The following is a 21928-nucleotide window of genomic DNA, read 5'->3' as shown; positions in this document are numbered from 1 at the left end:
ACGGTCGCGACTGACGCACCGGACCCGATGCCGGACGCGCCGTGCACACCGCCGCGGGTGGCGGCCGGCCCCACATCCAGCGCGGGGAACCCGCGCGCATCCGGCACGACGGGTGCCGGTACCGCTACCGGCGGGCCAGGACGAGGGTGGTGCGCAGGTTGAGAACGACCGTGCCGCCGAAGTCGTCGATCAGGGTGCCGAGGGCGTCCAGGCCGCGTTCCTGCTGCTCGGGGGAACGTTGCAGGAACGGGCCGAAGGTCTGCACCAGCGCCAGGTAGGCGGATCTGTCCAGGGGCAGCACATTCTCGAAGACCTGCTTCCGTACGCCCGTGAAGCAGCCGGCGGCGACGATGTCATCGTGGAACCAGTCGGCCGGCCGTTCCCGCACGCCCGGGTCGACAGCCCGCACCGCGGCCTGGATGGCGGCCCCGTGTGCCGGGTCGGCGTACTCGTACCGGTGACCGAAAACGGCCAGGGTGCCACCCGGTGCGAGGATGCCGCGGGCCCGGGTGTTGCGGGTGGCCGGGTCCAGCCAGTGCCAGGCCATCGCACAGGCCAGCACCTCGGCCCCACCGGCAGGCGGCGACCAGTGTTCGAACGTGTTGCGCTCGACCACCGCCACCGGGAACCGTGAGGCCAGCACGGCGGCCATCCGGGCGTCCGGCTCGACGCAGGTCAGCGGCGCGCCGATGCCGGCCAGGACCGCGGTCGCCTTGCCGGTCCCGGCACCGATCTCCACCACCGACGACGGGGTACGCCCGTGGTAGCTCAGGATCGCGTCGGCGATCTGCGGCGGGTAGCCGGGGCGGGCCGTCTCGTACAGGTCCGCGACCGTTCCGAACAGTTCCATGGTCGTCTCGCTCCGATCAGTGGGTGCGGGTCTCGGTGCTGCGCAGCGTGGTGAGGGCCGTGTCGATGCCGGCGCTGACGTCCATGCCGATGGCCTGCATCGTGAGCACGAGCGTGGCGCGGGCCAGGGACGCGGTCACCGCCTGCGGACCGGCCGAGGACAGCGCTTCGGCCTCGTCCAGGATGGCGGCGATCACCGCCCGGCAGCGGGCCGCGACGACCTCGTCGGACCGTGCCGCGGCACAGGCCTGCAGCCAGAGGCCGGTGATGACGCCGTCGGCGATGAGGTTCCGGTAACCCGCCCGGATCGCGGGCAGCGGCTCCCCTGCGACGTCCCTGCTGGAGTCCCGCATCGCGCCGCGGATGCGGGACTCCAGCTCGTCGAGGCAGGCCAGGAGGAGGCCGCGTCTGCTGCCGAAGAGCCGGAAGACGTACGGCTGGGAGACGCCCATCTCGTCGGCGACCTTCTGTACGGACGCCGTCGTGGCCCCGTGGTCGGCGATCACCCGCATCGCGATGGCGACCGCGTCCGATCGCCGGCGTGGTGCGGTACTGCGCTGTGTTGCCATGACCGCAGCCTTACAGCAGTGACCACTTACAAACAACCCCGTTCGAGGCGTGCCCTGGGCCCACGAGCCGGTTCTCCGGTTCGGCGAGCTGGGTACTGGCGCTGGGCACGGTCGACGCCGTAGCGGGCACGTTCACAGCGTTGCCGCCAGAGCAGGTCGACTTGGGCGCGGCCGGCTTCGGCCTGGGCGGCGGTGAGCACACCTTCCGCCTGCTGAAGCAAAGTCTTGGCTGGACCGCTCCGCAGGTGCGCGAGCCGACCGCGGCGGACCACTGGACCCGGCTGATCCTGGCCGCGCATACTCAGCCGCGCCTCGCTCGGCCGCTCGCCCAGGACCTGCGCCGGCCCTGAGATTGCCCGATGACGCCGGAGCGGCTCACCCCGGCCCGGGTGCGGCGGGGGTTTCGGAACCTCCGCGCGGCCAGCGCCCTACCAGCGCGTACACCTTAGACCCAGCCACCCGGTCCCGGACGTCCGCCCGGTTCCCGCAACCGACAGTCCGCTGTCCGCCCCCACGTGGGACTCATCCTGGTCACCGGCCAGGCTCTGCCCACCCACCACAAGAAGGGCACCAAACCCGGCCGCACGGGTTGAATGGCAAGCTAAGTCCCAGGTTCACTCACCGGTTCCCATCAGGGCGCGGCGCCCCACCGCGGCCCACGCCGACGCGGTGACACCGAACGGCTCCTCGCCGCCCAGCAGAGACGCGCACCGGTCGCGCAGCTCGGCACGGCGGGCCGTGCCGAGCTGCGCGACATAGGCGCCGGCCGGGCCGACGCCCAGGGTGAACGGCTCCCACCACTGCTCGAAGGCCGGGAAGCGCGCCTCGACCGTCAGCACATCCTCACGGATGCCGGTCAGCCCGGCGGCGGCGAACAACCGGACGAGATCACCCTCGCGGGCGCCCGGCATGTCCGACTCGCCGCGCGCCCCCGGGTCGAGCTCTCGGACGGCCCGCCAGAACGCGGTCACCGGCCCACGGGCGCCGTGATCCCACACGCAGGCCGCCACCACGCCGCCCGGGCGCGTCACCCGCGCCATCTCCCGCAGACCGGCCACCGGATCGTCCATGAAATGCACGACGAGCTGCGCCATCGTGAAATCGAAGACGCCGTCCGGCTCGGGCAGCCGCTCCGCGGAGGCCACCGTGACATCGATGCCGGGGAAGCGGGCGCTCGCCGCCGCGGCGAACGACCGCGACGGGTCCACCGCCGACACCGAGCCGGCGCCCAGAATCCTGACCAGCTCCCCGGTCAGCGCGCCGGGACCACACCCGACATCGAGGGCCCGTCCTCCCGGCTCGACACCCGCGAACCTGGCGAACCGCACGGCGAGTGGCTCGGAGTACCGGCCCATGAACCGGCCGTACGCCTCCGCTGAAACCTCGAAATTCACCCCGCCAGCGTAGGCCCGCCCGGCGCCGCCGAGCCGCCCCCGGCGATGATCCCGTAGAGTGCCGACCACCCGAGCTTGCCGTGACCGGCGGCGATGGCCCGGTCGTAGTGGGATCCGACCGCCCGCGGCAGGGCCGTGTCGATGCTCAGCGCCTCGCTGGTCCGGACGATGTGATCGGCGGTGGCGCCCATCATGAGAACGGTGCTGAGGTCGCCCGGATGGTCGCCGTCCGTCAGGCGGCGAGCCAGCTCCGGCACATCCTCGATCATGTCCGGGATGCCGGTGAGCATCTCCAGGGCGCCGGGCAGGAAGTCGGCGGCCGGCACACCGGCGGTGGCGACCATCGCCGTGGCCTGCAGCAGGCTCGACAACCCGGTCAGGAAGACGGTCAGATGCGCCTGGTAGAACAACTGCGCCAAGCCGGGATCGTCGCCCAGATGACGCGGCTCGCCGAACAGCCGCAGCACCTCCGCGTGAGCGCCGAAGACATCCGCGGGACCGCTGTAGAACACCGACGCGCCGGGGCCGCCGACCGCCGGCGCGGGCACCATGACCCCGCCGGTGAGGAACCGCGCCCCCTGTCCGGTCGCCCAGGCAGCCGCCTGCCGGGACGCTGCCGGCGTGTCGGAGCTGAGGTTGACCAGGACCTTCCCGGCCAGGCCGGTGGATGTCTCCGGGGTGAGGATGTCGTACATCGCCTGGTAGTCGGTCAGGCTGAGGATGATCAGATCGGCGGCGGCGACGGCGTCAGCGGGCGTCGCGGCGGCTGACGCGCCCGCGGTGATCAGTTCGGCGGCGCGGCCGGGAGTACGGTTCCAGACGGTCACCGCATGCCCGGCCCGCAGCAGGACGGCGGCCATCGCCCGGCCCATCGGACCGAGACCGATCACGGTCACGTGGTTCATCGGCTGCTCCTGAGCTCTTCGAGGATGCGGGCTGTTCCGTGGTCGCCGAAACCGGCGGCGATCTGCCTGCGCACCAGCTCGCGTACCGGGTCGATCAGCTCGGTGCTGATGCCCTCGTCGGCGCTGGACTCGATCAGTGTGGACAGCGCCGCCTCGGTGAAGCGCAGGCTCTGCTGGCCGGCGCCGGTGTAGTCGGCGGCGTCGATGGTGGCCGCGTACCCGGCGAGCTGCCCGGCCATCGCCGCCAGGAACGGTCCCTGCCGGCGCGCGAACGCGGTCGCCGGCACGCCCGCCGCGCCCACCATGGCCGTGCCGTGCAGGAAGCCGCCGATCATCGCGTACATCCCGGTGAGCATGGCCATGTCGGACAGTGCCGCCAGGCCCGGATCGGGGCCGAAGAACTCGCTGCTCCCCCACCGGTCCAGTAGCTTCCGGTGCTTGCCGAAGACGAGCGGCGAACCACTGTAGAAGATCATCGAGCCCGGTTCGCCGATCATCTCGGGCACCGCCATGATCGCCCCGTCGAGGTAGGCGATGTCGTGGGCCGCGGCCCAGGCGGCCAGTTCCCGCGACTGGTTCGGGGTCGTGGTCGTCATGTTGATCACCGTGCGCCCGGCCAGGTCCGCCACCAGCGGATCGAGCACCTCGTGCACCGAGGCGTGGTCGAGCAGGCAGGTCACGATCACGTCGCCGGCCGTGACGGCGTCACGTGGATCTTCGGCGGCGCTCACGCCGGGCGTCCGGGTGAGGGCGTGCGCTCGTTGCGGGCTGCGGTTCCACACCACGGCGGATCCGCCGTCACGGACGGCCGCGATGGTCAGGGCGGCGCCCATCGCCCCCGTACCGAGGAAAATCGTCATGTCTCGTCCCCCGTGCTTCTGGAATGTGCCGCCGTCGATGCTTCGCGGTTACAGTCGCTCGGACAAGTACCTACTTAATAGTTCGTACTTACCTTTTGGTAAGCATCAGCACGGGGGCACACTGATGACGACGACACGGTCCGGCCCGTACATCTGCGGTCTCGACGCCGCGATGGACGTGGTGTCCGGCAAATGGAAATCACTGATCCTGTGGGAATTGCACGACCACGGCGCCCGGCGCTTCGGCGAACTGCGGCGAGGACTGCCCGGCGTCAGCGAGAAGATGCTGATCCAGCAGTTGCGCGAGATGGAACAGGACGGCCTGATCAACCGGGAGGCGTTCCGCGAGGTGCCGCCCCGCGTCGAATACTCATTGACCGAACACGGCCGCGCCCTCAACGAGGCCCTCCGCCCGCTGGGCGCCTGGGGCACCCAGCGGCGCGACCGGCTCACCCGCCGGCAACCCGGCACCGCATAGGCGCAGTGACCGCGCGATCCACCGGAACTGCCGGCTGACGGTTGGACAAGCGCGGGCGCCGGTTACTTCCGGCTGGCCGTCACGGCTGTCTCAAGGCCCGGGAGACAGCACTGACGACCAGCCGGGGGTTTTCAGTTCCGTCCGGTGCGGGGCCGTGGTGGGGGTCAGTGGATGCGGCGGTGGCGGGCGTCGGGGATTCCGGATTTGCGGAAGAAGTAGGTGTTGATCTGGTCGCGCCATTCCTCGGCGCTGCGGAGCTGTTCGTCGAGGAGGGCGGAGATCCGGGCGTACACCGCGGGGGTGAAGAGGTCCGCGGACTTCTGGAAGCGGTGGCGCATCTCGGCGACGCGGGCGGCCCCGGTGAAGTGAGTGTCGTAGATGTGCTGGATCACGGTGACCCCGCTGTGCAGCACGTGGGTGTAGGGGACGTGGTGGAAGAAGAGGAGGAGTTCGTCGGGGCAGGTGTCGCGGGACTCGTAGAGATCTGACAGCGGCTGCGGGTACTGGGCGGTGAAGCCGGTTCCGGTGGCCCGGGTACGGTCGACGCCGATGCCGTCGCGGTCGGCGAAATGGTAGGTGCCCCACGGGGTGTACTCGTAGCCGTCGACGTCGGGGCCGTAATGGTGGCCGGGGCGGACCATGAAACCCACCCCGAGCGGGGCCGTGTACCGCTCGTACGTCTGCCAGGAATCGTCCATCAGCTCGTGCAGGACGTCCCGGGCCTCCGGGAACGTCCACGTGATCCACTCGTCGAGGACGGCGATCGGGTCGAGGGTGGGGTCCCAGGCGAGACGGCCGACGGCGTAGAGGTTGGCCTGGGCGAGCGGATGGCCGGTCCAGAACGGGTCGTCGCCGGCGTTGGAGACGGCGGCCAGAGCCCGCACCCGCACGGACCGCAGGACCGCCGACCACATCGGCGGCAGGTAGCAGATGTGTTTCTGCTGGCCGGTGTACTCCTGGGTGGCCTGCAACTCGACGGCCAGGTTGGTACGGGGCATCGCGAGCAGGACCGGGGAGATCGGTTCGCGGGTCTGGAAGTCCATCGGGCCGTACTTGACCTGCACGATGACGTTGTCGTGGAACGTGCCGTCGAGCGGGACGAAGTGGTCGTGGGCGGCGCGGGCCCGATCGGTGCCGCGGTCGCGCCAGTCCTGGCGGTGGTCGTAGACGAAGGCGCGCCAGCGGACCACGGCGCCGAACGGGGCGAGGGCCTCGGCGAGCATGTTCGCGCCGTCGGCGTGGGTGCGGTGGTAAGTGTGCGGGCCGGGCTGGCCCTCCGAGTCGGCTTTGACCAGGTAGCCGCCGAAGTCCGGGATCGTGTCGAACATCCGGGCGGTGGCCCGGGACCACCAGGCGCGGACGCGGTCGTCGAGCGGGTCGGCGGTCGGGAGGTCGCCGAGGAACACCGGGGCGGCGAAGTTGATCGAGAGGTGGACGCGTACGCCGTACCTCCGGAACTCGGCGGCGATGGCGGCGACCTCGTCGCGCCGGTCGGTGAGCAGCCGGGTCTCCGTCGCATGGACGTTGACGTTGTTGATGGTGACGGCGTTGATGCCGGAGGCGGCGAGCAGGCGCGCGTAGTCCCGGACCCGGGACAGATCCTCGCGTAACGCTCCGTCATGCCAGAAGAGGGACCCGCCGGCGTAGCCGCGTTCCACCCGGCCCATCACCGGATGGAGGTCGACGTTGTCCCAGTGGTCGAGGACCCGCAGCGGCAACGCCGGGTCATGACGGCCGGGCGGCACATCGCGGGCCAGCGCGAACCACCCGTTGAGCAGTCCGGACGGGCCGTCGGCACGAACGACGGTGGTTCCGTCGCGGCGGCTCACCGAGAAGCCGTCACCGGAGGAGCCGAAGGAGCCGAAAGGGCCCGAGGGGTGGGGGGAACCGGACGAACCGCCGGACACGAGAACGAGATCGGCCGGCTCTCCCGGAGCGGTCAGGATGCCGCCCGCACGGATCACCTCGTCACGCACGGTGTCGACGAGTGGGCCGTCGCCGTCGACGACGACTCGGCGGGAAGCGATCGCCCGGAAGGCCGTGGATGGCAGCCAGGCGGGATGGATCTCGGGTGACGGCTGCTCGGTCACATCAACTCCCGGAGAGCGGTGGGGACGGATGCCGGGCGACAGCGAGGGACGGCGACGAGGAGAACCGGATCGAAGAAGAACGATATCGAAATGCGCGGGCCCCGCCGGTCATGACACGACCGGCGGGGCGGAGGGTTGCGGGCTTTCGTCGTACGGGGAAAGGGTCTTGAATCTCAGACGGCGACCGTGACCTCGCGGCGGGCCGTGGTCTCGCCGACCGCGCCGGCCGGCAGGGTGAAGGTGAACCGTGACCCGCCGCCGGGGTTGTCGGCGGCGCTGATGGCGCCACCGTGCCGTTCCACGATGCGTTTGCAGATGGCCAGGCCGAGGCCCGTCCCGGCGTACCCGGCGTCGCGGTGGGCGCGGTGGAAGTTGCCGAAGATCGCGTCGTGCTGACCGGCCGGGATGCCGATGCCGTTGTCGCTGAGCGTCACCTCGACGACGCCGTCCCGCAGTTCGCCGGAGATCGTCAGCCGCGGCACCACACCCGGCGCGGTGTACTTGATGGCGTTGGCGATCAGGTTGTCGAGCAGCTGCCGGGTCAGGACCCGGTCGGCGTGCACCTCGGCGAGCGCGCCGACGGTGAACGTGGGGACCGGCAGGCCACCGGCGACCGCGGCGTCGCAGCGGGCGGTGATGATGTCGCCGACCATCTCGGACAGGTCGACCGGCGCCGGGGCGATCCCCGCGTCCCGGCTGGTGGCGTAGGCGAGCAGGTCGTTGATGAGTCCCCGCATCCGGGCGGCGGCGCGGGCGACCCGGCAGAGCCCGTCGCGGGCCGTGTCGATCCGCGGCGGCTCGGTCTCCAGCAGTTCGGCGACGGTGTCGGTCCAGCCTTCCACGGTGGTGAGCGGGTTGAGCAGGTCGTGGGCGACGACGCCGGCGAATCCGGCGAGCTCGTCACGGTGCCGGCGTTCGGCGGTGACGTCGTGGAAGACGATGACGGCGACGTTGCCGCCGGCCCGGGCCACGCCGGTGGCGGTGACGCTGACGATCCGGCCGTCCGGGACTCCCGGGTTGCGGACGACGAGGTCCATCTGCCCGATGTCCTCACCGGCCATCACCCGGGTGTACGGCAGCTCGTCGTCGGTGAGCGGGCGGCCGTCGAGGTGGAACAGCCCGTAGTAGGCGGCGCCGGTGACCATGTCCCCGGAGTTGATCCGCCCGCCGAGCAGCTTCGCGGCGACCGGGTTGCTCAGCAGCACCCGCCCGTTCGCGTCGATCACCGACAGCCCGTCGCCCATCGCGTCGATGATCGTGGTGACCAGGTCGGCGTGCTGGGCGGCCTGCTCCTTCTCGGCCGCGAGCCGGGCCTTCTCGGCGGCGAGCTCGGCCAGCAGCGCGTCGCGTTCGTCGCGGCCGAGCGCCACGGCGAGCCCGATGACCGCCACGGTCACCACGAAGAGCTGGCACACCAGGACCTGACTGACCTGGTCGTCGACGGCGGCGAACATGCCGGTGCCGTGCAGCGTGAACGCCACGGCGGCGACCCCCGTCACGGTTCCGTGCCCGATCGCCCACGGGATCGGCATCCGGACCGCGGCCCAGACGGTGACGGCGAGGAGCGGGAACGCGATCGGCAGCCCGGTGTCGGCGAGGAAGCAAGCGTAGTAGGCGACGAGCGTGCTCACGGCCAGGCCGAGCGTTTCGGCGACCCGCGGGGCCGGCCCGGCGGTACGGCGGCCGCGCCAGCCGGCGAGGTAGAGGCCGGAGACCCCGATCAGCAGGATGCCGGCGGTGTTGCAGGCGACCCAGGAGACCATTGAGGACCAGGAGAAATGGCTGGTGAGCAGACCCACACCGGTCGGGCCGATCGCGGCGCCACCGGCCGTGGCGGCGAGGACCGCGCCGAGCATCCGCCACAACCGGCGCGGGCTGTGCACCTTCTCGATGCCATGGGTCAGCCGGAGCAGGATCGCGATCTGGACCAGGTTGGCGGCGACGAGCACGGCCGCGATCGGCGCGCTCGCCCCGGTCGCCAGGTCGACCAGGAAGGTCAGGACGGCGAACAGGGCCACCTCGGCCCGGAAGGTCGGGGACCGGCGCCGGGTGAGGAACCAGATCGCCGCCACCCCGGCGGCCGGCCACACCACGGCGATGTCGCTGCCGTCCAGCACGGTCAGCCGGCCCAGGACGGTCGCGCCCAGATAGAGGGCGGCGAACAACGCGGTCACGAGCGGGCCCCCGACTCCAGCAGCCGCATCGCCTGGCCGAGGCCGGCCACCGTGAACGGCTTGGCCAGGTGGGCCGCGCCGGCATCCCGGATCCGGTTCAGGTCGGTCGGCAGCCACAGCGCGGTCAGGAACAGCACGTCGATCCGTGGTCCCAGCAGCCGTAACTCGCGCAGCAGCTCCAGCCCGTCCATGCCGGGCATGGCCACGTCCAGCACGGCCAGTTCCGGCATGCCGTGCTGCTCGACGGCGGCCAGGGCGGTCAGCCCGCTGTCCACCGCCAGCACGTCGTGGCCGTCGCGCCGCAGGTAACGCACGACCAGATCGCGTACATCCGGTTCATCCTCGACCACCAGAACTCTCGCCACGATGCCCCCTCAAGTTCGTGGCCGCATCGTCGGCAGGCGGACGGGGGCATCTGAGGTTTTCAGACGGTTGCAGTCGGGTGGACGTGCCCGCCGACGGACCTCATGAATCGATGTCCATTTCTGGGCAAGCCCTTGATTCGGAACCGGGTCCCCGTTTAGCTGAACCGCATGTCCACGACCTCCCGCGAGGAAATCGACGCGCTGCGCGCGAAATACCAGGCCGAGAGGGACCGGCGGATCCGTCCGGACGGCGGCGGGCAGTACCGGGGTACGACGGGCGAGTTCGGCTACTACGCCAAGGACCCCTACACGCCCTTCCAGGAACGGGAGCCGGTCAGCGACCGGGTCGAGGCGACCGTCGTCGGCGGCGGGTTCGGTGGCCTGCAGACCGCCGCCAAGCTGCGGGACGCCGGCCTCGACGACATCCGGATCGTCGACGAGGCCGGTGACTTCGGCGGCACCTGGTACTGGAACCGGTACCCGGGCATCCACTGCGACATCGAGGCGAGCATCTACATGCCGCTGCTGGAAGAGGTCGGCTATGTGCCGAAGTGGCGGTACGCTCCGGGCGAGGAGATCCGGCAGCACGCGGTGGCCGTCGCGAAACGCTACGACCTCTACGGGCAGGCCCTGTTCCACACCAAGGTGGTCGATCTGACCTGGGACGACGCGGCCACCGAGTGGATCGTGACGACGGATCGGGGCGACCGGTTCCGGTCCCGCTACGTGGTGGTGTCGTCGGGTCTGCTGACCCAGGCGAAACTGCCGGGCATCCCCGGGATCGCCGAATTCCGTGGGCACACCTTCCACACCAGTCGCTGGGACTACGGCTACACCGGCGGCGACCAGACCGGCGGGCTGCACGGGCTGGCCGGGAAACGGGTGGCGGTGGTCGGCACCGGTGCGACCGGCATCCAGGTCGTCCCGCATCTGGCCGAGTCCGCCGAGCACCTCTACGTCTTCCAGCGCACCCCGTCGACCGTCGACGTCCGCGACAACCGGCCGTTCACCCTGGCCGACCCGAAACCGGGCTGGCAGCAGGAACGGATGGACAACTTCCTCACCATCGTCAGCGGCGGGCACGCCGACGTCGACCTGATCGACGACCGGTGGACCAGCACGGCCCGGCTGCAACGCACCTTCCTGACCGGTACGCGTGACGAGCTCACCGACGAGGAGCTGGAACTCGCCGACTTCGCGAAGATGAACGAGATCCGCGCCCGGGTGGACGAGGTCGTCACCGATCCGGCGGTCGCCGAGCTGCTCAAACCGTGGTACCGCTACATGTGCAAGCGGCCCACGTTCAGCGACCACTACCTGCAGACGTTCAATCGGCCCGACGTCACCCTGGTGGACACCGCCGACCACGGCGGCATCACCCGGATGACGCCGACGTCGGTGGTGGTCGGCGAGGACGAGTACGAGGTCGACTGCGTCATCTTCGCCACCGGTTTCGAGGTCGGCATCTCCGGCGTGCTGTCCGGCACCCTGACCGTCACCGGCCGCGGCGGGAAGAACATCTTCGAGCACTGGAGCAACGGCTTCCGTACCCTGCACGGCTTCTACAGCCACGGCTTCCCGAACCTGTTCCACCTCGGCCCGATCCACAACGCGAACGCCGTCAACTTCGTCCACATCCTGCAGCAGCAGGCGATCCACATCGGCGCGCTGGTCGCCACCGGGGCCAAGCGGATCGAGCCGACCCTCGAAGCCGAGGACGAGTGGTCCGCCACGATCGCGAGCAACGCCCACGACAGCTACCGGTTCCAGGCCGAATGCACCCCCGGCTACTACAACAACGAGGGCAGTCCGATGCCGGTGAGCTTCTCCTTCGGTCCCGGCCCGATCGCCTTCCACAACCTGCTGCGCACCTGGCGCACCGACGGCAGCATGGACGGAGTCCTGTGGAACGAGTGACCGTACCCACTCCGCTTCGCGGTTCCAACGGCATCACCTTCGGCCCTGACGGCCGCCTCTACGTCGCCGAGTTCCTGCCCGGCCGGATCAGCTCGGTCGACGTCGCCACCGGCGCGGTGCAGACCGTCATCGCGCCGGACGGCCCGCTGCAGGCGCCCGACGACGTGGCGTTCGGTGCGGACGGCACGATGTACATCACCGATCTGTCGCCCGGCCAGGTGTGGCGGCTCGGCCTGGACGGCGACCTGACGGTGCTGGCCGGTGACCTGGCCAACCCGAACGGCATCGCGGTCCTCGGCGACCGGGTCTTCGTCAACGAGATGACCTTCGGCGGCCGGCTGCTGGAGGTCACCGACGGTGTGCCGCGGGTGCTCACCGAGGGCCTGACGCTGGGCAACGCGATGCAGTTCGGCCCGGACGGCAACCTCTACTACCCGCACATGTTCCCGGGCGACGTCTACCGGATCGCGCCCGACGGCGGCGTCCCGGAACTCGTCGCCGCCGACGTGCCGCAGACCGTCGCGGTACGCCTCGACCGCAACGGGGTCCTCCATGTGCTGCTGATCGACGAAGCGGGCACCATCGTGCGGATCGAGGACGGCGAGCGCACCACCATCGTCACCGGCATCCCGGGCCTGGACAACGCCGCCTTCGACGCCGACAACCGGATGTTCGTCTCCAGCTTCGCCGCTGGCGGGATCACCGAGGTCCTGCCCGGCGGCGGCACCCGTGAGGTGGTGCCGCGCGGGTTGGCCGGCCCGTTCGACGTCACCGTCGACGCGGGTGGCGCGGTGGTCACCGCCGACCACTACCGGATCGACGGCGCGCTGCGGCCGTTCGCCCACGCCATCGCCGCCGACGGCGACGTCCTCCACTTCACCTCGCAGTACGGGCAGGCGGGGACGTTCGACCGCACGTCACGGTCGGCTCGCGCCCGGGCCGAGAACCTGGAGCAACCCCGGGGCATCGCGGTACGCCCGGACGGCGCCCTGATCGTCGCGGAGGCGGGCCGGGGACGGGTCCTCGCGATCAGTCCCGCAGACGAGGTGTCGGTGCTGGCCGAGGGCCTGGGCCGGCCGGCCGGGATCGCCGTCGACGCCGACGGCCGGGTGCACGTCACCGACGAGGAGCACGGCGCGGTCTACCGGCTCGACGACGGCAAACCGGTCGCGCTGGCCGAGGGCCTGGACACCCCGCAGGGCCTGGCCTTCAGCGGCGGCCGCCTGTTCGCCGCCGAGGCCGGCCGCCGCCGGGTCGTCGAGGTCGGGTCCCCGGTCCGCGTCGTCGCCGCCGAGCTGCCGATCCCGCTCCCCCGGCCGATCACCCCGAACCTGTTCGGCCACGGTCTGCCCGGGGTCCCGCAGCCGTTCGCCGGGCTGGCAGCCGGCCCGGACGGTGCCCTCTACCTGGCCGCGGCCGGGGAGGGCACGGTGGGCCGCATCACCGTGTGACCTGGACGCTCGCGTATGCGTCGCGGCTCCACAGCCATGGCTCGTCCCCGGTCGACCCGGTTGACTGGGGACATGCCGATCACCAACCGCCGCTGTGCGGACTACGTGAGCCCCATGGCGGGCCGCGCGGGAAAGGCGTCGATACGGTGACCGGTGTGGACACGCTGACCGGTCTGCTGGACTCGCCGCGCGCCCGGGGCGCCTTCCTGCTGCGCTCGGTGTTCGATCCGCCGTTCGCGCTGCGGATCGAGGACGAGGCGCCGCTGACCCTGCTCACCGTGGTGCGCGGGTCGGCGTGGGTGACCGGGGACGACGGCGACCCGACCCCGCTGCGGCCCGGTGACGTGGCGGTGATCCGCGGGCCGCGACCGTACACGGTGGCCGACGACCCGGCGACGCCGTGGCAGACGATCATCCGGCCCGGGCAGGTGTGCGTCACGGTGGACGGGCGGAACCCGCTCGACACCATGCACCTCGGCGTCCGGACCTGGGGCGATCGGCTCGACGCCGGGACGGAACTGCTCACCGGGACGTACCGGATGGACAGTGCGGTCAGCCGGCGGCTGCTCGGCGCGCTGCCACGACTGCTGGTGCAGCCGGGGGCGGCGGCGGACCGTACCCTCGTACGGCTTCTCGCCACCGAGATCTCCCGCACCGACCCGGGCCAGGAGCTCGTCCTCGACCGGCTGCTCGACCTGCTGCTGGTGTCGGTGCTGCGGGCCTGGCTGGCCGCCCCGGAAGCCGGCGCCCCGGCCTGGCACCGGGCCCGGCAGGACCCGATCGTCGGCCCGGCACTGCGGCTGCTGCACGAAACGCCGCAGACGCCGTGGACCGTCGCGGCCCTCGCGGCCCGGACCGGGGTGTCCCGGTCGGCGCTGGCCCGGCGGTTCACCGAGCTGGTCGGCGAGCCGCCGATGGCGTACCTGACCGGCTGGCGGCTCACCCTCGCCGCCGACCTGCTGCGCGAGCCGGGCGCCACGATCGGGTCGGTGGCCCGCCGGGTGGGGTACGGCAGCGCGTTCGCTCTCAGCACCGCCTTCAAACGGGAGCGCGGGATGAGCCCGCAGGAGTACCGCCGTCAGGTCACCGCGGAACCGGACCGGCACGAGACCGCCCACGGTCCGCTGCGGGTGATCCTCCCGGCCGCCGCCGGTTAGCTGCCGCTACGGCGAGCGGTTCCGGTTCTGTCCGGCTGGTCGTCACTGCATGTCTGAAGGCGTTCGAGACAGCCGGTTCGGATCTTGTCCGGCTGGTTGTGGCTGCTGTTTCAGCTGCGCTGAGACAGCGATGAGAACCAGCCGGGGTGACCGGGACGGGCATGCATGACCCGCAGCCGAGGACGGTCGCGAGGGGACGCCTGCCGTTGGCGCCGCGAGGCACGGGGCGTTGCGTGGCCCGTACCGAAGCGTGGTGTGAGAGAACCGCCGCGGACCGGAAGCGGGTAGACCGCCGTAGCCGCGCCTCCCGAGTGTGGAGTTCGGCCGTGGTGCCGGCCCGAACTCCACACGAGCCGGGCCCGGTGCGCCTGCGCGAGATGAGCACTTTCGGGTGTTAGCGTCCGTTTGTCCGTTTCCGGTCCCCCCGGTTCCGCGCTAGAAGCACTCACTCGGAGACTCTCATGTCGTACCCTGCTGCGATCTTCCGCCGCGTCGTGGCCGTCTACGCCGCGGTGGCGCTGACCGCGACGGCGTGGGCCGCCCCCGCCACCGCCGTCGCCGCGTCCGTCGCCCCGACGCCTTTGCAGTACGTGGCGCTCGGCGACTCCTACGCCGCCGGGTACGGCTCCGCGCCCACCCGGGACAACTGCGGCCGAACCCCCGCCGCGTACCCGGCGCTGCTGGCCCGCAGCACCGACGGCGCGGTCGCGCTGCGCAACGCGGCCTGCATCAACGCGACGGTCGCCGACGTCACCGGCCGCCAGCTGGCCGCGCTGAACCACCGGACCGCGCTGGTCACCGTCACCGTCGGCGCCAACGACCTGAACGTCAAGGAGGTCCTTCAGGCGTGTCTCAGCCCGATGACCGCGATGGCCTGCCGTACCGGTAACGCCCGGATCAACCGCACGCTGGCCGTCACCCTGCCGCGCGAGATCACCCGCATGATCCAGGCGATCCGCGCCGCCGCCCCGAACGCCCGCATCGTCGTCACCGGCTACCCGCTGCCGTTCGCGAAGGCCGCCCGCTGCGCCGACATGCCGATCCCGGCGAAGATGCGCGCCCGCGTCAACCAGGTCGCCGCCCGCCTCAACGCGGTGATCGCCGCGGCCGCCGACCGGGCCCGGGTCCGGTTCGCCGACGTCGAGAAGGCGTTCGCCCGGCACGGCGTGTGCAGCGCCCGCCCGTGGCTGGTCGGCACCGAGGGCATGCGCGACAACACGGTCCTGCACCCGACCGCCGTCGGGCACGAGCGCGGTTACCTCCCGGCGATCGCCGAGACCGGTTTCGCCGACCGATTCTGAGTCTTTCCCCGTTCCACCCGGCGGCCGGCATGCGATGAAGCGTGCCGGCCGCCGGTTCACATCGCACTCCGCAGCAACAGCCCGCCGCCGTACGCGAGAGCCGCGATCGTGCCGACCAGGAACACGAACGTCCAGATGGCACTGGGCACGCCGGTGAGGCTCTCCAATCCGGCGGCGTCGGTCTTGTCCTGGTCGTACTGCTTGTTCGCGACGAACAGCAGCATCCGCTGCACCGCCCCGATCAGCAGGAACCAGATCCACATGTGCGTATAGAGCGTCTGCAGCGGCGGCTCGGTCCGGGTGGCGATCAACCAGATGATCACCATCAGTCCCGGCACCGACAGCCAGCCGACCACGCCCCGGACCGCGAACAACATGACCGCCAGGAAGGCGAGGCTGCCCCACAGCACGACCTCGATGCTCCCCCGCACCAACAGCCAGACACCGAACAGCCCGAACAGTGACGGGCCGAGGTAGCCGGCCAGCTTGATGAGGATGTTGAAGAGCCAGGGCACCGGTGGAACCGTGCTGGTCATGCCGCCGCCGGACCGGTTGAAGGTGACCGATTCCAGGTTCCGGAAGAGCAGCTTCGACGCCAGCGCGTGACCGCCCTCGTGCGCGATCACGAGGACGAACCTCATGACGAACCACAGTGGCACCGCCAGCACCCAGGACAGCAGCGCCGCCGTCCACACCAGTCTCGGCATGGGACGGAAACTATCGGCTCCACCGGACCGGGAAACAGTCATTCAACGTATTCGAATGACGACCCGTCCGAAGGGTTGCGCCGCCCGTAGTGACGGAACGCGTCGGCGGCCCTCTCGAACGGGAACGTCCGATCGATGACAGGCCGCAGTGGTCGTGCGGGAGTCGGCGCGGCGGGCGGCGATCTGGACGTCGCGGAGGCTGACACCGGCGTCGAGCATGGTCGGGCATCCTCGGCCGGCTGCCGGAACCGTTCAGCGTCGAGGCAGGCCCATCGGGTTGGGGTACGGGACGACCGCGCCGGCGGCCGTGGCCAACGGTGCCAGCACGCCCGCCAGCCGTTCCTGCTCGGCGACGCTCAACGCCGCCCAGGGTTGCGCGGCGAGCCGGTCGGTTCGGTTCTCCACGTCCCGGTGCACCTTCAGCCCCTCGCCGGTGGCCCGGCCCGACCCGTCCACCAGCCCACGGGCGGTCAGCTGCCCGACCGCAGCGTCCCACTCGCCGTCACTCCAGCCCCGGTTAGGCTGTAGCTGGTCCCGGCCGCCGTGCACACCGTGCCGCAGGACGAGCGCCTGACAGCTGGTCAGCTCGGCGTCGACCAGTGCGGCGATGTGCCCATCACCCCGGTGCTCCCGCAACACCGTGGCCGCCTGCCAAAGCCGGGCGAGCGCATCGGTGGGACGCGGCAGCACGGCATTGGCGGCGCCCAGCGCCCGGCCCTCCGTCCCGGCCGCCCCGGCGGCGACCTCCAGCAAGTCCGCGGCCTCCACCCACCGCGCGGGCTCGTCCGGCAGGATCGCTCGCAACGCCGCGACCGCGCCGTCGAGGCGGGCCGCCAGTGCCTGTTCCGGCGTCGCCCGTTGCCATACATCCGGCACGGCACGGGCCACCATGGCCGGCGCGAAAGAGAAGAACAACGCGGCGACCGGCGCCGCCGTCACCGCGCCCAGAGGGGCTGCACGCCCGGCGAAATATCCACGCCAGTACCCGCGCAGCCCGGCGTTCTCGAATGCCGTCCGCGCCTGGGGTGCAAAGTACGTAACCGCATGCACCGGCTCGTACAGCTGCCACAGGTTTCGAGCCGCGCTCGCGAGAGTCATGCCGCCGATCCAAGCGCACACCCGGCCGCCGGTGAACAGCCAATCGCCACATCGCGGCTTCGTGGCGACGAAGCCGGCGCAGTCGATCGAGCAACTCGACCGGCACCGGTGAGATCAACAAGCCATCTGCATTGATGCCACCGAAGATCAGAGGCGCCGTGCGAACGCACTCTGATCGGCCCAGATCCGTGCGTTCGTACGACCCTCTCCGGTCTGGCCGACGGTTAACGTGCGTCATCCGGTGAGGATGGGGGCATCTGGCACCTATCGACGATCGTTGTGGCCGTCGTGACGGACAGGGCGGAAGCGATCGATGTGTTGGCGGGGCTCCTGAGCAGCTCTACCGATGCATGACCAGGCGGGCCGACGTCTTGTTCGAGCTGACGGACGCCCTGCTGTGCACCGACGGGCCGGTCAAGACGCTGGTCGGGCCAGGCCATCACAAGAAGGGCACCAAGCCCCGCCGAACTGGTGGAACGACAAGCCTGGCGGTGGACCGTCCCGGGGCAGACGTGCGCCGTCCTCATTCGCCATGATCACCGCCATGGGGTTCTGGGGAACATACGTCGTCCATCGTGGTGAGGCATCGCTGCGGGACCTGCTGCCCGATATGCCGCAACTGGCCGACGACGACGCCGTGGACGGCGAGCGGGCGGCCGGCGGCTGGCAGATCACCCGGGTCCGGGTGCCGGACCTCGACCTCCCGGGCACGCTGATCACCGACCTGCGTGACGCGACCGGCGCTCCGGTACTGGTCGCCGACATTCTGGACAGCTCCACCGCCTACGTGCATGCGGTCGGTGTGCGGACACCGTTCTGGGACACCTGGCTCAACATCGACAGTGCGGTGGGGTACACCGTGCTGCCGCAATCCCCGTTCGACGAGGGCGGCAACTACCTGGGCGACGACTGGGAGGACCCGGAGTATCCCGCCCTGGCGGCCGCGACCAGGCAGGACATGCTCGCCCGGACGCTGAGCGGCGCCGCCGCCGCGGCTGCCGCGATGACGTGGGCCCAGGAAGCCGGCCTCGACTCGGCGCCGGCGCCCGAGGTGGAGGCGACGCTGGCCGCCACCGAGGTCTTCGTCGAGGAGCAACTGTACGTACTGTTCCAGCGGCTGGGGCTCGACACCCCGCCGTCCTGATGCCGCAACGGCAGTAGACAGGCGGAACGTATCAATGATCGGCCGATCGGAGGCCCTTCTCGACGAGCCCGGTGTCGTCGGAGCTACCGAGGTGTTCGACCAGGTAGTCCCGCATGTCATCACGGACCGGAGCCGGTTTCCAGCACGAGCTGTAGAGCATCTCCTGCACCGCGTTCGGTGACCGGCGGCCCGCGTGTTCAGCGATTGTCACCGGTTACGCCGCTCCAACGGAGCCGGCAACCCGCGTATCCAGGCGAATGCCAACCGGCGCGGCTCCACCCGATAAAACGGCTCGCCACCAGTGCAAACAAGCTATCCAAATCCGCCTTCCGCTACGTGAGCACCATGCCACTCAGCATGACCAGCCAACGAGCGACCGCCGCTCGAGTCGCAACACCGGGTGCAGCATTGGGGGTGTGTAGATCGACCTCTCTCGATAGACTGGGCAATGTTCGTCCATTGTGGATAGATAGGGGTTCGGGAATGCCTGTTCGTAAACTCGGTAGCGCGATCATGTTCGCCGCGACGGTTGCCGGCATCGCGACGGTGATGGCACCTGCACCAGCGCACGCCGCGGCACCGGCTCAGTGTCAGTTCACCAATACGGTATGTCTGTTCAGTTCGGCCAACTACACCGGCAGCAGGCTGACACTCACGTCGCTGGCACCGGGCGGCACATGTGTCAGCCTGGTCGACGCCGGATGGGGCGGCCGAGCGCGATCCGCGCTGAACACCGCCAGCAACTCGGCGGCACTGTTCACGGGCGACGACTGCGTCGGTGGGCCGCTCCAGGTTGCCGCGAATGCAGGTGTCTCGAATCTCGGCTCCTTCCAAGCCAACAGCATCTGGGTTCCGTAGTGCCTGCGGTCCTCGGTTCATAGTGGTGATCGCCAACACCGACAACCGGGGAACCGCGCTCTTCCGCTGCGTATCGCTCCGGCGACATCTCGGCAAATCAGGCAGGAAGAGTCTCCCGGGGGCCCCTACGGCTTGTCGAGCAGCGAGCGCGGGTTTCCAATACGTTCCACCCGCTGAGTGCGTTGCAGTACTAGGCCGGGCCGCCACGGTCCTCAGCCGAAACTCCAGCAGGTCGGTGCTCACAGGGATCCATTGACGACGTGGAGGACGGCGGCGGCGCCGTCCTCCCGGGCGAGGCGCGCGGCGATGTCCGTGGCCCGCTCACGGTAGCGGGAATCGCCGGTGGCCCGGGTGAGGGCGGCGGCCAGCCGATCCGCGGTGAGCTGCCGGAACGGGATCGGCTCCGGGGTGACGCCGAGCAGGGCGAGCCGTCGCGCCCAGAACGGCTGGTCCACCATGAACGGCACCGGCACCGCGGGAATCCCGGCGCGCAGACCGGCCGCGGTGGTGCCGGCGCCGGCGTGGTGGACGACCGCCGCCATTCGTGGGAACAGCCAGTCGTGCGGCAGGTCGGCGACGGTCAGCACGTCGCCGCCGGCGCCCGAGAGCCCGGCCCAACCGGAGTTCACCACGGCCCGCAGGCCCGCCTTGCGGAGGGCGGCCAGCAGCAGCGCGGAAACGGCGGTCCCGTCGGCGAACGGCATGCTGCCGAACCCGATGTAGACCGGTGGCGGCCCGGCGGCGAGGAAGTCGGCGACCTCGGGCGGTGGGGTGAACGCCGGGTCGGCGGCGGGCCACCAGTAGCCGGCGGTGTGGTTCCAGTCCGGCCAGTCGGCGGGCTGCGGGACGACCGTAGGGCTGTACCCGTAGCAGATCGGCCACCGGGACGCCCGTAGCCGGGCCAGCCACGCGGTGGTGCCGATCGGCGGCAGGCCGAGGTCGTCGCGGAGGGCGGCGACGGCCGTGCGGAACGGCCGCTGACCCAGGTTGAGCAGCGCGGACGCGGCCCAACGGTTGCCCCGGCCGCCGAGCGCCCGGGTGGTGACCATGGCCGGCGGGAACTCCCGGGTGGGGGTCATCGGCTGCAGGTAGACGCCCATGCTGGGCAGGCTCAGCGCCTCGGCGACGTGCGTGCCGATCCACCCGGCCGGGGTGAGCAGCAGCATGTCGGCCTGGCGGGCGGCGTCGAGGATCGCGGCGGCCATCGGGCGGGCGTGCGCGGCGAGGATCCGGCTGAACTCGACGGTGGTCCGCAACTGGCCACGGGCGCCCTCGGCGGTGAGCCGCTCCGTCAACTCCTCCCGCGTGTCCAGGGGCAGCGGGTGGAAATCGAGGTCGGCGCCCCGTATCGAAGGCTCGAAAAGATCGTGGGTGGCGACCGTGACCTGATGGCCTGCCGCAAACAGACGCCGGCCCAGTCCGGTGAACGGCGCGACGTCGCCGCGACTGCCGACCGCGATGATGAGAATCCGCATCAGAGGTCACCCCACATAAGCCATGGCGAAACCGGCGGTCGGAATCCCGAAGAGCAGCGAGACCACCGCCAATCGCGCGATCGACGGGCGGCGGGTCAGCGCCGCGTACGCGGCGAACAGCACCGGCGCCATCACCAGCTGCGGAATCAGCGTCTCCCGCGGCACCAGCGAATCCCGCGAAGCACAGAAGAGCGAAACGGCGAGAGCAAGACCCCAGAGACAAAGACCGATTCTGTACGCCGTACGCGCCCCGTACTTCACGGAAAAGGTCTCGTCACCCGCCCCCGCGTCCGCGGAGACGTCGATGACCGTGGTCGGCACGTAGAGGGCCGCCGCGAACAGCACGCCGATCAGCGCCAGCTGCCACGGGAACTCCCACGGTTCCCGGGTGATCGCCCAGCCGGCCGCCGGCGACACCGCCCCGACGACGACCGCGTTGACGGCCACGTCCCATCCCGAGCGGCCTTTCAACCGCAACGGCGGCACGCTGTACGCCCAGCCGAGCGCCAGCACCCCCGCCACGCCGACGACGAACAACGGCCCGACGTACCACGCCGCCCCGATCGACGCCAGCACCAGCGCTCGGTGCCAGAGTCGCAGCCGCGGCGCCGACACCGCCCCGGTGACCAGCGGCGCCGTCGCCTTCCGCGGGTTGACCCGGTCGCTGGGCAGGTCGTGCAGATCGTTCTGGGCGAGCACCGCGCCCCAGATCAGCGGCCCGAGCACGAGCAGCGCCACGACCGCCCGGCCGGTATCGGCCGGGTCCGGGAGCCAGGCGTGCCCGGCGATCACCGTCCCGAGGTAGGCGGGAACCCAGGACACCGGCCAGAACCACGGTCGTGACACCGCGACCAGTACCGCCGCGGGACGCTGCGCCAACGTCGTCATGCCCGCATCGTCACCCGGCGCTCCTGTGTGGACCCTGAGATTCGGTCCGGCGTTGAGGTAACGCGGCACCGCCAGCACACGGAAGACGAAACCGGCCCGATCGCGGCGCAGCCGGGTCAACGCCCGCTCCCCCATCCAGGTGATGTTGCGCCTGGCCGGTCGGCCGGTGCCGCCGGTCGGCCGGTGCCGCCGGTCGGCCGGTGCCGCCGGTCGGCCGGTGCCGCCGGTCGGCCGGTGCCGCCGGTCGG

At 71.0% G+C, this 21928-nt stretch carries 19 protein-coding genes and 2 pseudogenes; 8 read left to right on the top strand and 13 right to left on the bottom strand.

The genetic code is table 11. The features are described 5' to 3' along the window. Positions 1 to 124 precede the first annotated feature (124 nt). Together Aut01nite_RS18840 and Aut01nite_RS18835 are read right to left on the bottom strand one after the other, a co-directional pair. Positions 125 to 850, bottom strand: coding sequence for a class I SAM-dependent methyltransferase (locus tag Aut01nite_RS18840; protein WP_052164151.1), 726 nt, complete (start codon positions 848 to 850; stop codon positions 125 to 127). A gap of 16 nt (positions 851 to 866) precedes the next feature. Further along, positions 867 to 1418, bottom strand: coding sequence for a TetR/AcrR family transcriptional regulator (locus Aut01nite_RS18835; RefSeq protein WP_043528667.1), 552 nt, complete (start codon positions 1416 to 1418; stop codon positions 867 to 869). A 194-nt stretch (positions 1419 to 1612) separates the two neighbouring features. On the opposite strand from Aut01nite_RS18835, the pseudogene Aut01nite_RS44615 reads away from it, so the two are divergent. Next, positions 1613 to 2011 (top strand): annotated as a pseudogene (locus Aut01nite_RS44615) (NF041680 family putative transposase); the annotation flags it as partial. Positions 2012 to 2032: 21 nt separating this feature from the next. On the opposite strand, the gene Aut01nite_RS18825 reads toward Aut01nite_RS44615, so the two are convergent. The 3 genes from Aut01nite_RS18825 to Aut01nite_RS18815 are packed head-to-tail and all read right to left on the bottom strand — an operon-like array spanning position 2033 to position 4577. Further along, positions 2033 to 2812 (bottom strand): class I SAM-dependent methyltransferase, encoded by a 780-nt coding sequence (locus Aut01nite_RS18825; RefSeq protein ID WP_043528729.1) that lies wholly within the window; start codon positions 2810 to 2812, stop codon positions 2033 to 2035. Next, positions 2809 to 3717 carry an NAD(P)-dependent oxidoreductase gene (locus tag Aut01nite_RS18820; protein WP_052164153.1) on the bottom strand — a complete coding sequence of 303 codons (909 nt, stop codon included), beginning with the start codon at positions 3715 to 3717 and terminating at the stop codon, positions 2809 to 2811. The genes Aut01nite_RS18825 and Aut01nite_RS18820 overlap by 4 nt, the downstream gene beginning before the upstream one ends. Continuing rightward, positions 3714 to 4577, bottom strand: a complete 864-nt coding sequence (locus Aut01nite_RS18815) for an NAD(P)-dependent oxidoreductase (protein ID WP_043528669.1) — start codon at positions 4575 to 4577, stop codon at positions 3714 to 3716. The genes Aut01nite_RS18820 and Aut01nite_RS18815 overlap by 4 nt, the downstream gene beginning before the upstream one ends. A gap of 124 nt (positions 4578 to 4701) precedes the next feature. On the opposite strand from Aut01nite_RS18815, the gene Aut01nite_RS18810 reads away from it, so the two are divergent. Continuing rightward, positions 4702 to 5055: a winged helix-turn-helix transcriptional regulator gene (locus Aut01nite_RS18810; protein ID WP_052164154.1), complete on the top strand. Its 354-nt coding sequence runs from the start codon at positions 4702 to 4704 to the stop codon at positions 5053 to 5055. A 164-nt stretch (positions 5056 to 5219) separates the two neighbouring features. On the opposite strand, the gene Aut01nite_RS18805 is transcribed toward Aut01nite_RS18810, so the two are convergent. From Aut01nite_RS18805 to Aut01nite_RS18795, 3 genes are all read right to left on the bottom strand, one after another. After that, positions 5220 to 7145, bottom strand: coding sequence for an alpha-glucuronidase (locus Aut01nite_RS18805; RefSeq protein WP_043528671.1), 1926 nt, complete (start codon positions 7143 to 7145; stop codon positions 5220 to 5222). 173 nt (positions 7146 to 7318) lie between these two features. Then, positions 7319 to 9319 (bottom strand): sensor histidine kinase, encoded by a 2001-nt coding sequence (locus Aut01nite_RS18800; protein ID WP_043528672.1) that lies wholly within the window; start codon positions 9317 to 9319, stop codon positions 7319 to 7321. Then, positions 9316 to 9684 carry a response regulator gene (locus tag Aut01nite_RS18795; protein WP_043528674.1) on the bottom strand — a complete coding sequence of 123 codons (369 nt, stop codon included), beginning with the start codon at positions 9682 to 9684 and terminating at the stop codon, positions 9316 to 9318. Before Aut01nite_RS18795 ends, Aut01nite_RS18800 begins: the two co-directional genes overlap by 4 nt. A 168-nt stretch (positions 9685 to 9852) precedes the next feature. On the opposite strand from Aut01nite_RS18795, the gene Aut01nite_RS18790 reads away from it, so the two are divergent. From Aut01nite_RS18790 to Aut01nite_RS18775, 4 genes are all read left to right on the top strand, one after another. Next, complete coding sequence (locus Aut01nite_RS18790) at positions 9853 to 11601, top strand: flavin-containing monooxygenase (protein WP_043528676.1); 1749 nt, start codon at positions 9853 to 9855, stop codon at positions 11599 to 11601. Continuing rightward, a complete protein-coding gene (locus Aut01nite_RS18785) occupies positions 11598 to 13052 on the top strand; it encodes a Vgb family protein (RefSeq protein ID WP_204037584.1) in 1455 nt (484 codons plus the stop codon). The genes Aut01nite_RS18790 and Aut01nite_RS18785 overlap by 4 nt, the downstream gene beginning before the upstream one ends. Before the next feature lie 155 nt (positions 13053 to 13207). Then, positions 13208 to 14209, top strand: a complete 1002-nt coding sequence (locus tag Aut01nite_RS18780) for an AraC family transcriptional regulator (RefSeq protein ID WP_043528734.1) — start codon at positions 13208 to 13210, stop codon at positions 14207 to 14209. Positions 14210 to 14670: 461 nt separating this feature from the next. Further along, positions 14671 to 15510 (top strand): SGNH/GDSL hydrolase family protein, encoded by an 840-nt coding sequence (locus tag Aut01nite_RS18775; protein ID WP_083999504.1) that lies wholly within the window; start codon positions 14671 to 14673, stop codon positions 15508 to 15510. Positions 15511 to 15566: 56 nt separating this feature from the next. On the opposite strand, the gene Aut01nite_RS18770 is transcribed toward Aut01nite_RS18775, so the two are convergent. Together Aut01nite_RS18770 and Aut01nite_RS18765 are read right to left on the bottom strand one after the other, a co-directional pair. After that, on the bottom strand, positions 15567 to 16217 hold the full coding sequence (locus Aut01nite_RS18770; protein WP_043528678.1) for a M50 family metallopeptidase: 651 nt from the start codon (positions 16215 to 16217) through the stop codon (positions 15567 to 15569). 252 nt (positions 16218 to 16469) lie between these two features. Next, positions 16470 to 17315 carry an SCO6745 family protein gene (locus tag Aut01nite_RS18765; protein WP_043528680.1) on the bottom strand — a complete coding sequence of 282 codons (846 nt, stop codon included), beginning with the start codon at positions 17313 to 17315 and terminating at the stop codon, positions 16470 to 16472. 544 nt (positions 17316 to 17859) lie between these two features. Between Aut01nite_RS18765 and Aut01nite_RS18760 the strand changes: the two genes are divergently transcribed. Continuing rightward, complete coding sequence (locus tag Aut01nite_RS18760) at positions 17860 to 18459, top strand: hypothetical protein (protein WP_152628902.1); 600 nt, start codon at positions 17860 to 17862, stop codon at positions 18457 to 18459. A gap of 40 nt (positions 18460 to 18499) precedes the next feature. Here Aut01nite_RS18760 and Aut01nite_RS45075 read toward each other — a convergent pair. Continuing rightward, a pseudogene (locus Aut01nite_RS45075) lies at positions 18500 to 18779 on the bottom strand (IS701 family transposase); the annotation flags it as partial. A 163-nt stretch (positions 18780 to 18942) separates the two neighbouring features. Here Aut01nite_RS45075 and Aut01nite_RS18750 point away from each other — a divergent pair. Beyond that, positions 18943 to 19317, top strand: coding sequence for a peptidase inhibitor family I36 protein (locus tag Aut01nite_RS18750; RefSeq protein WP_161790689.1), 375 nt, complete (start codon positions 18943 to 18945; stop codon positions 19315 to 19317). A 239-nt stretch (positions 19318 to 19556) separates the two neighbouring features. On the opposite strand, the gene Aut01nite_RS18745 is transcribed toward Aut01nite_RS18750, so the two are convergent. Both Aut01nite_RS18745 and Aut01nite_RS18740 read right to left on the bottom strand, forming a co-directional pair. Next, the gene (locus tag Aut01nite_RS18745) at positions 19557 to 20792 is read right to left on the bottom strand and encodes a glycosyltransferase (protein WP_043528684.1); all 1236 of its coding nucleotides are present in this window, start codon (positions 20790 to 20792) and stop codon (positions 19557 to 19559) included. Between the two features lie 6 nt (positions 20793 to 20798). Then, on the bottom strand, positions 20799 to 21928 hold a 1130-nt coding region (locus Aut01nite_RS18740), incomplete at its 5' end, for a UbiA prenyltransferase family protein (RefSeq protein WP_204037582.1).

The organism is Actinoplanes utahensis (genome assembly GCF_016862455.1).
Lineage (GTDB): Bacteria > Actinomycetota > Actinomycetes > Mycobacteriales > Micromonosporaceae > Actinoplanes > Actinoplanes utahensis.
The sequence above is the reverse complement of the archived record's forward strand: the minus strand, read 5'-3'. Positions and strand labels throughout refer to the sequence as shown.